The organism is Sporosarcina sp. P25 (assembly GCF_002743235.1).
Lineage (GTDB): Bacteria > Bacillota > Bacilli > Bacillales_A > Planococcaceae > Sporosarcina > Sporosarcina ureae_B.
The window spans coordinates 102,794-116,803 of sequence record NZ_PDYV01000003.1 but is presented as its reverse complement, the minus strand read 5'-3'; the positions used below and the strand labels follow the sequence as shown (position 1 = coordinate 116,803).

At 42.0% G+C, this 14,010-nt stretch carries 17 protein-coding genes; 16 read left to right on the top strand and 1 reads right to left on the bottom strand.

What is annotated here, in order from left to right; genetic code table 11:
• Positions 1 to 18 precede the first annotated feature (18 nt).
• The 8 genes from CSV70_RS03960 (at position 19) to CSV70_RS03925 (ending at position 6,154) form a co-directional block, all read left to right on the top strand.
• On the top strand, positions 19 to 1,281 hold the full coding sequence (locus tag CSV70_RS03960; protein WP_099628144.1) for a tetratricopeptide repeat protein: 1,263 nt from the start codon (positions 19 to 21) through the stop codon (positions 1,279 to 1,281).
• Position 1,282: 1 nt separating this feature from the next.
• Positions 1,283 to 1,843: a ReoY family proteolytic degradation factor gene (locus CSV70_RS03955; RefSeq protein ID WP_085133399.1), complete on the top strand. Its 561-nt coding sequence runs from the start codon at positions 1,283 to 1,285 to the stop codon at positions 1,841 to 1,843.
• Between the two features lie 85 nt (positions 1,844 to 1,928).
• Entirely contained in the window at positions 1,929 to 2,378 is a 450-nt protein-coding gene (locus CSV70_RS03950) for a DUF2487 family protein (protein ID WP_158232264.1), read from the top strand.
• 317 nt (positions 2,379 to 2,695) lie between these two features.
• Positions 2,696 to 3,199 (top strand): QcrA and Rieske domain-containing protein, encoded by a 504-nt coding sequence (locus CSV70_RS03945; RefSeq protein WP_085133401.1) that lies wholly within the window; start codon positions 2,696 to 2,698, stop codon positions 3,197 to 3,199.
• A gap of 22 nt (positions 3,200 to 3,221) precedes the next feature.
• Positions 3,222 to 3,896: a menaquinol-cytochrome c reductase cytochrome b subunit gene (gene qcrB / locus CSV70_RS03940; RefSeq protein ID WP_029053030.1), complete on the top strand. Its 675-nt coding sequence runs from the start codon at positions 3,222 to 3,224 to the stop codon at positions 3,894 to 3,896.
• Between the two features lie 51 nt (positions 3,897 to 3,947).
• On the top strand, positions 3,948 to 4,715 hold the full coding sequence (locus CSV70_RS03935) for a menaquinol-cytochrome c reductase cytochrome b/c subunit (protein ID WP_085133402.1): 768 nt from the start codon (positions 3,948 to 3,950) through the stop codon (positions 4,713 to 4,715).
• A gap of 92 nt (positions 4,716 to 4,807) precedes the next feature.
• The gene (gene lhaT, locus CSV70_RS03930; protein WP_199171591.1) at positions 4,808 to 5,419 is read left to right on the top strand and encodes a lipoprotein heptaprenylglyceryl N-acetyltransferase LhaT; all 612 of its coding nucleotides are present in this window, start codon (positions 4,808 to 4,810) and stop codon (positions 5,417 to 5,419) included.
• A gap of 66 nt (positions 5,420 to 5,485) precedes the next feature.
• Positions 5,486 to 6,154, top strand: a complete 669-nt coding sequence (locus CSV70_RS03925; protein WP_085133403.1) for a zinc metallopeptidase — start codon at positions 5,486 to 5,488, stop codon at positions 6,152 to 6,154.
• 43 nt (positions 6,155 to 6,197) lie between these two features.
• On the opposite strand, the gene CSV70_RS03920 is transcribed toward CSV70_RS03925, so the two are convergent.
• Entirely contained in the window at positions 6,198 to 7,037 is an 840-nt protein-coding gene (locus CSV70_RS03920; RefSeq protein WP_369802565.1) for a YitT family protein, read from the bottom strand.
• Between the two features lie 198 nt (positions 7,038 to 7,235).
• On the opposite strand from CSV70_RS03920, the gene CSV70_RS03915 reads away from it, so the two are divergent.
• From CSV70_RS03915 to panD, 8 genes are all read left to right on the top strand, one after another.
• On the top strand, positions 7,236 to 7,574 hold the full coding sequence (locus tag CSV70_RS03915; RefSeq protein ID WP_085133405.1) for a nucleotide pyrophosphohydrolase: 339 nt from the start codon (positions 7,236 to 7,238) through the stop codon (positions 7,572 to 7,574).
• The gene (gene dapB, locus CSV70_RS03910) at positions 7,564 to 8,364 is read left to right on the top strand and encodes a 4-hydroxy-tetrahydrodipicolinate reductase (RefSeq protein WP_099626431.1); all 801 of its coding nucleotides are present in this window, start codon (positions 7,564 to 7,566) and stop codon (positions 8,362 to 8,364) included. Before CSV70_RS03915 ends, dapB begins: the two co-directional genes overlap by 11 nt.
• Positions 8,365 to 8,389: 25 nt before the next feature.
• On the top strand, positions 8,390 to 9,529 hold the full coding sequence (gene bshA, locus CSV70_RS03905) for an N-acetyl-alpha-D-glucosaminyl L-malate synthase BshA (RefSeq protein ID WP_099660781.1): 1,140 nt from the start codon (positions 8,390 to 8,392) through the stop codon (positions 9,527 to 9,529).
• Positions 9,526 to 10,704, top strand: coding sequence for a CCA tRNA nucleotidyltransferase (locus CSV70_RS03900; RefSeq protein ID WP_099660780.1), 1,179 nt, complete (start codon positions 9,526 to 9,528; stop codon positions 10,702 to 10,704). The genes bshA and CSV70_RS03900 overlap by 4 nt, the downstream gene beginning before the upstream one ends.
• Positions 10,682 to 11,665 carry a biotin--[acetyl-CoA-carboxylase] ligase gene (locus tag CSV70_RS03895; RefSeq protein ID WP_099628146.1) on the top strand — a complete coding sequence of 328 codons (984 nt, stop codon included), beginning with the start codon at positions 10,682 to 10,684 and terminating at the stop codon, positions 11,663 to 11,665. Before CSV70_RS03900 ends, CSV70_RS03895 begins: the two co-directional genes overlap by 23 nt.
• 245 nt (positions 11,666 to 11,910) lie before the next feature.
• Positions 11,911 to 12,750: a 3-methyl-2-oxobutanoate hydroxymethyltransferase gene (panB, locus tag CSV70_RS03890; RefSeq protein ID WP_099660779.1), complete on the top strand. Its 840-nt coding sequence runs from the start codon at positions 11,911 to 11,913 to the stop codon at positions 12,748 to 12,750.
• Positions 12,747 to 13,628: a pantoate--beta-alanine ligase gene (panC, locus tag CSV70_RS03885; protein ID WP_332308445.1), complete on the top strand. Its 882-nt coding sequence runs from the start codon at positions 12,747 to 12,749 to the stop codon at positions 13,626 to 13,628. The genes panB and panC overlap by 4 nt, the downstream gene beginning before the upstream one ends.
• Positions 13,621 to 14,004 (top strand): aspartate 1-decarboxylase, encoded by a 384-nt coding sequence (panD, locus tag CSV70_RS03880; RefSeq protein ID WP_083035608.1) that lies wholly within the window; start codon positions 13,621 to 13,623, stop codon positions 14,002 to 14,004. Before panC ends, panD begins: the two co-directional genes overlap by 8 nt.
• The last annotated feature ends 6 nt before the right edge of the window (positions 14,005 to 14,010 follow it).

Sequence of the window (14,010 nt, the reverse complement as noted above, 5' to 3'; positions counted from 1 at the left end):
GAAAGACCAGGTGAAAAAATGAATGTATTGCAGGAATTGGAGCAAATAGTACTCGATGGAGATGTAGATGCCCTACAAGATAAAATACAGAAACTACAAGCTTCAAATGAATATGACGCATTATACAATGTCGCAAATCTATTGATCGAATATGGATTCATCGGACAAGCCGATGAGATACTCTCTCAATTGTTGCTGCTATTCCCTGATGAAGCGCAGTTGAAAATAGATCGCGCCGCGGCCTTACTTGAACTTGGTGAAGAAGACGAAGCATTATTATTGCTGACAGACATTTCACCGGACGAAGAAGAGTATGTACAGGCATTGCTTGCTCAAGCGGATTATTATCAAATGCTTGGCCTTGCTGAAACAGCATTATCTAAAGTGCGCGAAGCAGCAACATTGGCTCCGAACGAACCGGTAATCCAACTCGCACAAGCAGAACTTCTTTTGGATTCAGGAAGATACAGTGAGGCTGTGAGGATTTACGAGGAGCTTCACAAGACAACTGAAGAGATCGCAGGCGTTCGTCTGTCGTCACGGCTTGCGGAAGCATACAGTGCAGGGGCTGCGTATGAGGAAGCTATTCCTTTTTATGAGGCATTACTTGATAAGGAAGAGAATCCTGAAGAGATGTTCGGATTAGGATTGGCATACTATCAAACAGGGCGCTACTCGGAAGCGGTCACACGACTTGAGCAGTTAATAGAAATGGATCCAGATTATTTCTCTGCTTATATGCTTGCAGGTCAAAGCTATGCGCAACAAAATGAAGACGACAAAGCGTTAGGGCTTTTCAAAAAAGGTATTGAACGTGATGAGTTCGATAAAGAATTACAGCTGGCAGCAGGGAAATCTGCTTTGAAGCTTCAAATGCCAGAACAAGCAGAAGCGCATTTGAAAGAAGCGCTCGTTTTAGATCCTGAATACATCGAGGCACTCGTTACGCTTGCTGCGGTCTATGAAAATCAGGAAGAAGACCAAGCGTTAATTGAATTACTGACGTACTCTGAAGTAGATCAATTAGAAATCCCTTTACTTCATGCTTTTCTTGCATATGCCTATGAACGTACAGAAGATTACGAAAAAGCGTATGAAATGTATTTGAAAGCATATGATGGGATGAACGAAGATGCTGCTTTCTTAGATCAATATGCACGATTCTTGCTGGAAGAAGGTAAGCGCGAAGAAGCGTTATCTGTAATTCAGCAGCTAGTAAGAATCGCTCCGCATGAAGAAGAATGGACGGCATACATCGCGCAATCTGAAGAGGAGGGGTAACATGAAGGCCATGGTTCCTGTAGCTGCCAAGAAAGAATTCTTGAGGTGGTTTTTAAAACGCTATCGATTAAAGCGGCGGGAATGTGTATGGATTTTAAATTATCTTCTCAGCAACGAACATTTATTAACGAATGTTCATTTTACAAACGAAGCTCATCACTGTCCGCGCGCTATGATTATTTCTACAACAGAGGTGGACAGTATCCCTTTTCGCTTTTACAAGGGTAACTTGATGACAGCTGATGCAGAAAAGTCGTTTCACGACCTCAGACTGCATCCTGACGAAGATATGTTCATCCAACTGAATTTCAAACACAGCAACAAATGTCCTGAGTATGCGAGTGTGGCGGAAGAGAATCCTTACTTGCCTGAAGATCTGCTGAAGAAAAAGAAAGACCAACAAATAGCAGAAAAGTTGTTGGAAGAGAGCTTTACCTTAACAACGAATGACATGTTGCTGAAGAAAATCGATGAAGCGCTCGACAACGGAGACCGTGAGCTGTTCATTAGCTTGACAGCTATGTTAAATGAGATGAAAAAAGATAAAGACATTAGCCAATGATTTCGCCCTTTGCGGTGAAATCATTGGTTTGCGTTGAAGGGAAATATAGGCTAAACTTTACTGAGTAATGCAAGGAGGAATGACAATGAACTGGGTTCCAAAAGATGTGGATACATATATAAATCAGAAAGAATATATTGATACTGTCGTAGTACCTTTAATAGCGATAGACACACGACCAGAAACGATGAAAAACAGTGCATCCTCTTCTGAGTTTTTGATGAATCTATCAATGTTCATCGAGAAGCAATTTAAAGGGCGTATGATGTTCTTGCCTCCTGTCTCATACACGCAGTCAACAGACTTGCAGCAAATGGCGGATACGTTATCAAAGGATTTGAAGAAATCTTCCTTCACACATGTCTTCTATCTTACAACGGATCCTAAGTGGACGAGCGTGACGGTGAAAGGTAAGGTCGTCTGGCTTCCGTCTATCCCTCTAGAGACAATGGACAACCATCTACGCCAGACGATCATGGAAGACCAGCTACGGCAAGTACTGACACACTTTATGGAAAGTTGGAATGTGCAGTAAGGTTATCATTAATGAAGGCCGGGTTTAGGATTGCAACCACTTTTGGCTTAGAACTTGAACTAAAACAAATTTAATGTCATGATCAATACAGACGCACTCTAAACACCGTCCTCAAAAGGGTCAAGCACTAATCAAGACTTATTTAAAGGTTGATTGCCGTTTGTCACCAAATCTTAATATTTGTCCACAAACTTAAGTACCTACTAAAAGCATTATTGAATTTAGTTTCATATTGATATATCATAGATATGTCCTAGTATTACAATTAGCAAAAGAATGTCCGTGGGACTGACTTTGGAGTAAGAGGAGGGAAATTACTGATGAGCAATAAAGTGTCAAGACGCACGTTCCTAAGTTATACACTAATGGGAACTGGTGGGTTCATGGCCTCTGCAATGCTGATGCCGATGATTCGTTTCGCAATTGATCCCGTTCTGGCCAGTGCCGGCGGTTCCGACATGATTCCAACACCGCAAAAAGAAGCTGATCTTTCGGAAGTACCGGTTCGTGTAGACTATACAATCAAAGATCGACAAGATGCATGGTATACTTCTGACGAATCTAACACGGCTTGGGTCTACAAAGAAGGCGACAAAGTCATAGCACTTTCTCCGGTCTGTAAACACTTAGGGTGTACAGTAAACTGGGAAGGCGACGAGCATAAAAACGAATTTTTCTGCCCTTGTCACGCTGGACGTTATAAGAAAAATGGTGATAACATTCCAGGAACACCACCGCTTGGACCGCTTGATGAGTTTGAAGTAGACGTCATCGACGGATTTGTCTATCTTGGTGGAGTAATACCGAACACATTAGTCTAAAGGGTAAGGGGGTACGACCGCAGTGTTAAATAAAATTTATGATTGGGTGGATGAACGGTTAGATATCACACCAATTTGGCGAGATATCGCTGACCACGAAGTACCTGAGCACGTAAACCCTGCACATCATTTTTCTGCATTCATCTATTGTTTCGGAGGTTTGACGTTTTTCGTAACGGTTATCCAAATCTTGTCTGGTATGTTCCTGACAATGTATTACACACCGGATATTGAAAACGCATGGAAATCAGTTTTCTACCTTCAGAACGATGTTGCATTCGGTGAACTTGTGCGAGGGATGCACCACTGGGGAGCTTCGTTAGTTATCGTAATGATGTTCCTACATACTTTGCGTGTATTCTTTACAGGGTCTTATAAGAAGCCTCGTGAATTGAACTGGATCGTCGGCGTACTGATTTTTGGCGTCATGCTAGGTCTAGGTTTCACAGGATATCTATTACCTTGGGATATGAAGGCTCTATTTGCAACAAAAGTTGGGATTGAGATTGCCGCGTCAGTACCTTTCATCGGAGAACAGATTAAAATCCTTCTCGCGGGTGATTCCACGATTCTAGGTGCACAGACGTTAACGAGATTCTTCGCGATTCATGTATTTTTCCTACCGGCTGCTTTGCTTGGGTTGCTTGCAGCACACTTTATCATGATCAGAAGACAAGGTATTTCCGGACCACTATAAGAACCAATTTTTTGGTTAGGGTCATCTGAAATTTAAGAAGGAGGGAATAACATGCACCGCGGAAAAGGGATGAAATTTGTTGGGGATTCGCGCATCAAGGCTTCAGGCAAGATGTCGAATACACCAAAGGATTACTCAGAATATCCGGGTAAAACCGAAGCATTCTGGCCAAACTTTCTATTGAAAGAGTGGATGGTTGGATCGATTTTCTTAATCGGCTATCTGATCGTTACTCTTGCACACCCGTCACCGCTTGAGCGTCAAGCGGACCCGACGGATACAATGTATATACCGATACCAGACTGGTATTTCTTATTCATGTATCAGCTATTGAAATATGAATTCGCTTCCGGTCCTTATAACGTGATCGGTGCGATCGTAATTCCTGGTTTGGCATTTATGGCATTAATGCTTGTTCCTTTCATGGATACTACGAAAGAAAGACGTCCGTTTAAACGTCCGTTGCCAACAGGCTTCATGATTCTTTCATTCTTAGCTATTTTCTACTTGACTTGGGAATCAGTCGAAAACCACGACTGGGAAGCAGCAAAAGTTCAAGGTGCTATTGTGGACGAAGTTGAATATGATGAAACGGCAGAAGGGTATGAGATTTATCAGGGCTCTTCCTGTATTGGCTGTCACGGTGACTCCTTCCAAGGTGGACTGGGCTTACCGTTAACTAACACAGGTATGACACCTGAAGAAATCATCGAAATTGCTCATGATGGCCGAGGTTCAATGCCTGCTGGTACATGGGAAGGTTCAGATGAAGATCTTCAAGTACTTGCTGAATTTATAGCTGAGCTAGAAACGAAATAAGAAAAAAGAGTCAGGAAACTGACTCTTTTTTTCTATATATTTATCTATAACTAAACTATACATAAAAGTAGTATATTCCGATGGAAGTGGTGATGTTTTTGCGAATGTTATGGGCTCAAATTTGGATGATCCTTTCACATAAATCATTTTTATGGATTCTTCTTTTTATAAATATATTAGGTTCCGTCTACGGATATGATTGGTATATGTGGCAACTGGAAATCACGGAACCGAAATTTTGGATTTTCGTACCGGATAGTCCTACCGCTACTTTGTTCTTTTGTATTGCTATAATAGGCTGGCTACTTAATCGAAACTTCAAATTGATGGAAGCTCTTGCACTCATCACTTTAGTAAAGTATGGCTTATGGGCAGTCGTTATGAATTTGTTGACTCTCGTTGTAACGGGTTCAATTGGTTGGGTAGGCTGGATGTTGATAGGCTCGCATTTCGCGATGGCATTGCAAGGAATCTTGTACTTGCCAAAATATAAGTTCACAGCTTGGCATATTGCAATTGCCGCAATTTGGACACTTCATAATGACGTCATCGACTATATTTTCGGACAAATGCCGATTTACCATGACCTTACGCAATTTAGCCCTCAAATTGGCTATTTCACATTTTGGTTATCTATGGCTTGTATTGCTATTGCAATGTGGAATTATAAGTCAAGACGGGATTTACAGATGATGAAAGCGTAGTAAATAGTTGCAGTAAGACAGTAAACATTATAAAATTAAGGATAGAGAGAAAGGGGAGAACTAGACGTGTTCTGGATTTACTTTGGTATCATTTTATTGCTTCCTATCTATGCGCAATTTAAAGTGAAAAGCACATATAAAAAGTATTCAAAGATTCGTTCGACTTCTGGAATGACAGGTGCTCAAGTAGCGAGGCTCATTTTAGATCAAAATGGTTTACATGATGTAAAAGTAGTGGAAAGCCAAGGCTTCTTAACGGATCACTATAATCCATTGACCAAGATTGTGGCATTGTCCACAAGTAACTATCATGAATCATCTGTAGCAGGTACTGCGGTAGCGGCGCACGAAGTTGGCCACGCTATTCAAGACAAAGAAGCTTATTCATTCTTGCGTTTCCGCCACAGATTGGCGCCCGTCGCAAGTATAACTTCTAACGCATCATGGGTATTTATCATGATCGGGATTATCTTCTCTAGCATGAATTCTTTGCTAGGTATCGGAATCTTGTTGATGGCAGTTGGAGTACTATTCCAAATTGTTACATTGCCAGTAGAATTTAATGCATCATCACGTGCGATGGATCAAATCGTTCAACTTGGTATCATCCGTAATGATGAAGAACCACAGGCGAAAAAAGTATTGAGTGCGGCCGCTATGACATATGTTGCTGCAACTGCAGTAGCTGTACTTGAGCTAGTGCGTTTGATTTCAATCTTTTTAAACCGCGACTAATAAATAGGGAAAATCCTTCTGCTAAAATAGCAGAAGGATTTTTTTAATCACCGATTGGCCGTTTTTGTTCATCCAATGTAAATCCTTCCCCCATTACATCATGTACTTCCATCATGGAGACGAATGCTTCGGGATCTACAGAAGTGATGAGATTTTTTAATCGAATCATTTCATTTTTACCGACTACGCAATAGAGGATTTCACGATTTTCTTTTGAAAAATGGCCATAACCTTTGAACACGGTTACGCCTCTCTCCATGGAATCTGATATTTTACTGGCGATCTCATCCGGGAAGTTCGTTACAATGAATGCACCTCTCGCAGAGTACGCCCCTTCTTGAACGAAATCAATGACGCGTGCTCCAACGAAGAGCGCAACCAATGTATACATCATTGAGCGATAATCTAAATAGACAGCCCAAGATAATAAAATGATAGCGGCGTCAAAAACAAACATCGTTTTGCCCATCGTAATTCCATATTTCTTATGCACGAGTCTCGCTATGATATCGGAGCCGCCTGTTGTCCCACCGCTTCTAAATATAACACCTAGTCCCACACCGATGAAGACGCCAGCAAAGAGCGCGACTAGGAACAAATCGCCTTCCATATGAATATTCACTTGATACTTCATAAACACTTTAATGAAAACCGACACTGCCACTGTACCGATGATGGTATAGATGAAAGAACGTCTGCCAAGCATTTTCCAGCCTATTAAAAACATAGGGATATTCAGCAATAAATTCATCAAAGCAGGGTCCCAATTGAAAGCAAACAGCAGGATTAACGTAATTCCCGTAAATCCACCTTCTGCCAGTTCATGCTGAATCGTAAAGTTCACAAGTCCAAAACTAAATAGCGCTGCACCTAAAATAATCATTAAAATATTCCGTATGCGAATTCCAGCGAACAAACACAACACTCCCCCTACTAATCGGTTTTTTATGTAATCGAGCTCTTGTCCTATGTACGCGCTTATTATCATTCGATAAAACGTGCAATATACATAGTATGTGCTAAATATTATATTTTGACAATAGCCGGAAGAATGCATACGATAGGAAGGGGAGTGATTGTGATGACTAAAACGATGGAACAATTACAACAAGATGTTGATACATACATAACCGGTTTTAAAGAAGGATACTTTCCCCCGATGGAACTCATCGCACGGCTGACAGAAGAGTTAGGGGAATTATCCCGTGAAGTACAGGATCGCTACGGTATGAAGAAGAAAAAATCTACTGAAGCCGTCCGAACGTTGGAGGAAGAAACAGGCGATTTATTATTCGTCTTAATTTGTTTTGCTAACTCACAACAAATCGATTTATCTGAAGCGCTTGATACCGTATTGACAAAGTTCAATACAAGAGATAAAGACCGCTGGACAAAAAAGGAGGAAAAGAATGATGATTAAATTAGCGATAGCAGGTGCACGTGGAAGAATGGGTGGGACTGCTATAGTAGCAGGAACGGAAGCTGCAGATATTGAAATCGTGGCGGTACTTGATTATAAACATGACGGGGAATATTTACATAATGGAACAGTAACTGATACCAAGGACGGAATACCGATTTATACATCGCTTGAAGCGTTGCATGCCGCACACCATCCTGATGTATTACTCGATGTCACGGACCCCGATGCAGTATTTGCTAACGCAAGTCAAGCCTTGTCACTAGGCATGGATGTAGTAATCGGGACATCTGGTTTGACTCCCGAAATGCTCACAGATTTAGAGAACCTTTCCAATGAACAGCAAAAAAGCTGTATCATTGCACCAAATTTTTCGATTGGCGCTGTCCTCATGATGAAATTTGCTCAACAAGCCGCTCGTTACTTGGGAGACGTTGAAATACTTGAAATGCACCATGATCGGAAATTGGATGCACCGTCCGGAACAGCTGTTAAAACGGCTGAGATGATCCGTGAAGTACGTGCAGCTCACATCCAAGGTCACCCAGAAGAACAAGAGAAGCTTAAAGGTGCACGCGGTGCAGATATAGAAGGAATGAAGATTCACAGTATTCGTTTACCTGGATTACTCGCACATCAGGAAGTACTACTTGGTGGTGAGGGGGAGTTGCTCAAGATCCGTCACGATTCATTCGACCGGAAGTCCTTTATGCCGGGTATATTACTATCGATTCGTGAATCTGTTTCTACTCCGCGATTTATTTACGGGCTTGAAAATATTATAGATTAAACTTTTGCAGTGAGGCGGTTAACATATGCAACAAAGAAAATTAAAAGTAGGTGTCATTTGTTACCCATCGCTTGGAGGTTCAGGTGTAGTAGCGACGGAGTTAGGACTTAAAATGGCGGCCAAAGGTCATGAGATGCACTATATTACATCGAGTAGACCTTTTCGATTTTTAGATATCCACCCGAATATCCAGTTTCATGAAGTGACGATTGAAGGGTATGCAGTTTTTAAGTATCCGCCGTACGACATTGCCCTTGCCAATCGCATAGCGCAAGTCATCGAATCAGAACAGCTGGATTTGCTACACGTTCACTACGCCGTGCCACACGCAATCTCCGCTATTTTGGCGAAAGATATGGCGCAATCATCTATTGGCATCATCACGACCCTACATGGCACCGATGTGACAATTCTTGGTCACGACCCTGCATTAAAAAATACTTTGTCTTACGGTATCAATAAGTCCGATCGTGTGACAGCTGTATCCCGTTCATTACGCAATGAAACGATCGAGTTGTTGCAACCGACGACAGAAATTCGAACAATTTATAATTTCATTGATGAAGAAAAGTATTATCCACGTGAAGTGGGACATCTTCGGGAAGAACTTGGCATTGCGTCGGATGAAAAAGTCCTAATCCATATATCTAATTTCCGTAAAGTGAAGCGTATTCCCGATATTATCGAAAGCTTCCGATTGATTAATAAGCAGCATAAAGCGAAATTATTATTAGTTGGTGAAGGCCCAGAAAAATTCGCTTTGGAAGAGTTTGTTACTACTCACGGGTTGCAAGAAGATATTTACTTCTTAGGAAAGCGTAACGATCTGCCCGAATTATTATCAATCAGTGATGTGATGTTGTTACTTTCCGAGAAAGAAGCATTCGGTCTCGTGCTGCTTGAAGCTTTTGCTTGTGGTGTGCCAGCTATAGCAAATGCGATCGGTGGAATTCCAGAAGTTGTTCAAGACGGCGTTAATGGATTTTTAGTAGAACTAGGTGATGTACAAGCCGTCGCCGATCATGTGACACAGTTACTAAGTGATCCCGATTTGCATCAACACATGAAAAGCAATGCTATACGTACCGTACAGGAAGAATTCAGTTCCGAATCGATTGTAGCGCAATATGAAGAATTATATTATGAAGTGGCGGCGATGAAATGACAACTTCTTTCGGTTCAGCAGCAAGTCGGCAAGTAGTTAGGGAATTGCAAGCAGCGGGTTATGAAGCCGTCTTTGTCGGCGGTGCAGTTCGTGATGCCGAGCTTGGTAAAAAGCCGCTAGATATTGACATTACAACTTCCGCAACACCGTCTCAAGTCAAAGAAGTGTTTAGACGGACAATTGATGTTGGTATTGAACACGGTACGATCCTTGTGCTGATGCATGGAGAGCCGATTGAAGTGACGACATACCGTACAGAAGCTACAACTAGCGATGCTTGTTATCCAGTCTATGTAGCATCATTACGAGAAGATTTGCAACACCGTGACTTTACGATCAATGCACTCGCTATGACGGTAGACGGGGAACTCATTGATTTATTTGATGGACTCGAGGATATACAGCGAAAAGTCATCCGTGCTGTTGGGAAGCCTGAAGAACGCTTTCAAGAAGATCCGTTACGAATTTTCCGTGCCTTGCGCTTTTCATCTGTCTTGGATTTTGATATAGAAATGGAAACATTGCATTCGATGAGGACGCTGCTTCCTTCATTGCATCATGTGGCGATTGAACGGATCAAAACAGAGATGGATAAACTGTTTCAAGGACAGAACCCTTCACGAGCTTTTCATTACGGACGTGAAATTAAATTGCCCGAACAGTTTCCTGAGTTATTTGCAGCGTTTGAATCGCTAGATCGCTATACACCATTTCTTCACGCGCGCCATGGCTTTGCTGCAATGCTTGTAATAACGGACACACCCGCAACAGAACTGGCTCGGCTCTTCAAATTATCTAATGAGGAAAAACGCTTCTTGAAACAATGTGAAGAAGCATATGCTATACGCAAGCATCGAGCGTTTGATTCGTGGGATTTCTATATTTATCCAACTGACATACTAGAAGTAGTGGGGAAAATCTTTAACGCAAATCATGAAGATTATGATACAAGCAAAGAGCAAATTGAACAGTATAAAAAACAATTACCGATTCTGCAACGCACAGACCTGTCTTTCACTGGCAAGGATTTGTTAAAATGGTCAGGAAAAAGTGCTGGCAAATGGACAAGTGATTGGATCATGAAAATTGAACGAGCAGTTGTCTACGGACACATTAAAAATGACGCACTGGCGATAAAGGAATGGTTTATCAATGAAATCTCCCGTGAAAAGTGAATTATTGAAACGATTATTTGCCGCACAAGGCGAGCCGATATCGGGTCAAGATATTGCCGATGAATTCGGTCTTTCGCGCACTGCAATCTGGAAATATATTAAAGAACTTGAAGAAGAGGGCTATGAAATCGGGTCACAGCGTAAAAAAGGCTATTATTTAATCGAAGCACCCGATTTGGTCAACAAAGGGAACATCACCGAGTATTTAACGACAGAACGCTATGGTCGGACTATTAAATATTTCACAACTGTGCCCACTACGCAGACAATAGCTCATGAAGATGCGCAAAATGGTGCGGAAGATGGCACATTGATTATTGCGGAAGAACAGACAGCTGGTAAAGGACGTTTAGCGAGACCATGGACATCTAAGGCCAATCGAGGTGTTTGGATGAGTTTGATCATTCGCCCTGACTTGGCGCCTCAATATGCGCCGCAACTGACATTGGTTGCAGCGGTCGCAATTGTTCGTGCAATTGAAGAAGTAGCGGATATTCAACCAGTTATTAAGTGGCCGAACGATATTTTAATCAATGGCAAAAAAGTCACAGGTATTCTGACAGAGCTTCAGTCAGATCCCGACCGTGTCAAAGCAATTATTTTAGGAATGGGTATTAACGCTAACCAGCAACAGTCTGATTTTCCTGAAGAACTGCAAATGATTGCGACTTCATTACGTATTGAAAAAGGGGAAATGATTGACCGTGCACAATTAGTGGCAGCCATTCTTAAGTATCTTGAGCAATATACAGACTTATATGTTGAAAAAGGATTTGCGCCGATTAAAATTTTATGGGAGAGCTATGCTGCGATAACGGGTAAGAAAATCAAAGCGAGTATGGTCCATGAAACAGTTGAAGGTATTGCACTGGGTATTTCCCATGATGGCATGCTGGAACTACGACTTGCAGATGGCACGGTCCGTGGTATTTATTCCGCAGATATTGAAGTTAAGAATTAAAACTATACAGGTTCTTACAGTTTTGATATAGTGTACGCATAGGGCGGTATCAATTTTAGAGCTGCACCTGTTTGGCAAATGAATTATATAAGAAATCTGCCTTGATCTATTTAGACAGGGACGGAGGAAGCAAAATCAAACGCTTACGCAACCCTTCTGTCCAAATTTGGATCAGTAGGGTTTTATTTTGGTTTTTTTGCCTACCAAACGCCTGCTGAAATCAGACGTAAAGGAGAAGATGAACAATGAAAACCACAACAGATTTTTCCAAAATGAAAGCGAACGGTGAAAAAATTAGTATGTTGACGGCATATGATTATCCGACAGCACAAATTGCAGAACAGGTGGAGATTGATGTACTTCTTGTCGGGGATTCCCTTGGCATGGTCGTGCTTGGCTATGATTCGACAGCACATGTAACGCTGGACGAAATGAGTCACCACGGTAAAGCGGTTCGACGAGGTGCAAAAAATACATTCGTTATTGTAGATATGCCATTTGGTACGTATCACGGATCTGCTGACACAACGTTACAGAATGCTTTACGTTTATTCCAGGAAACTTCTGCGAATGCACTGAAAGTAGAAGGAAGCGGTGCAGTCATCGATAAAATCAAGTTGTTGACGACAGCTGGCATACCAGTATGTGCGCACTTAGGATTGCTTCCGCAGTCTGCTGGAGTCAGTGGCGGATACAAAGTACAAGGGAAAACGGCAGCTGCAGCTAAACAGCTAATTGAAGATGCCAAAGCTTGTGAAGAAGCGGGTGCGTTCATGATTGTACTGGAATGTATTCCTTTCCAATTAGCGAAAGAAGTTGCGCAGGCAGTATCAGTTCCTATCATTGGAATCGGCGCGGGTGCTGAAGCAGATGGGCAAGTACTGGTATTCCATGACATGGTGCGCTACGGCAACCACAAACTACCAAAGTTCGTTGAAAGTTACGCAGAAGTCGGTAAAGATATCGAAGGTGCGATGAAATTATATAATCTAGCAGTTAAGGACGGTTCATTCCCTTCTGAAAGCCATCGTTTTACAATGAAAGAAGAAGAACTTGAAGCATTATACGGAGGCAAAACACTATGAATACTAGTGCCACCATGCAAATTGTCCGCTCCATTGCGGAGTTGCAAAACATTCTGAATCCAAGAAAACGTGAAGGGCGCACAGTAGGTTTCGTACCGACAATGGGCTTCCTTCATGAAGGTCATATGGAATTAGTCGAAGAAGCTAGAAGAGACCATGATATTGTCGTCATGAGTATTTTCGTTAATCCTGCTCAGTTCGGGCCGGGAGAAGATTATGAAGCCTATCCACGCGATGAGCAACATGACGCGGAACTGGCTTCTACAGCAGGTGTCGACTATTTATTTATTCCTTCTGTTGAAGAAATGTATCCTCGTAAGAGTGGGATCAGTATTTTGCCTGGTGAACAAGCTTCGCGTCTTTGCGGAGCTTCAAGACCAGGACATTTCGACGGAGTGTTGAAAGTACTATTAAAGTTATTTAGCATCGTGGATCCAGATGAATCTTATTTTGGGATGAAGGATGCGCAGCAACTAGCGATTATCGAAACATTTGTACGTGATTTCAATCTTCGCACATCAATTGCACGTGTACCTACTGTGCGTGAAAATGACGGACTTGCGAAAAGTTCTCGTAATGTTCGTTTGCTTGAACATGAACGAAATGAAGCGAGTGCAATCTACCGTGCACTGTGTCAGGGGAAACGCAGTTATTATGAAGGCGTTCCGCTGCAAGAAGTAGTGAAGATTGTGCGTAAAGCAATTGAAGAAGAAACATCCGGTACGATTGATTATGTTGAAGCACTTGCCTATCCCTCTCTAGAAGAGAATATCAATGATATGGAAGAAGTGATCTTGGCCGCAGCGGTCCAATTTACTTCCGCAAGATTGATAGATAATATTATTATGTCAACTATAAAGGATGAGAAAAATGTTTAGAATGATGATGAATGGAAAATTACATCGTGCTACTGTTACGGAAGCTAATTTGAATTACGTAGGCAGCATTACAATCGATGGAGCATTATTAGAGGCTGCGGGTATGTTGCCGAATGAGAAGGTACAAATCGTCAATAATAACAATGGTGCGCGCTTCGAGACATATATTATCGAAGGAGAGCCAGGAAGTGGTGTGATTTGTGTCAATGGAGCTGCAGCGCGTCTTGTGCAGCCGGGCGACATTGTGATCATTCTTTCTTATGCGTATGTGTCCGACGAAGAGGCACGTACGCATCAACCGACTGTGCTGATTATGGATGAACAGAATCGTGTGAAGGAAGTAATCACCGAAAAGCCAGGCGTCGCGATATTCTAAAAAGTA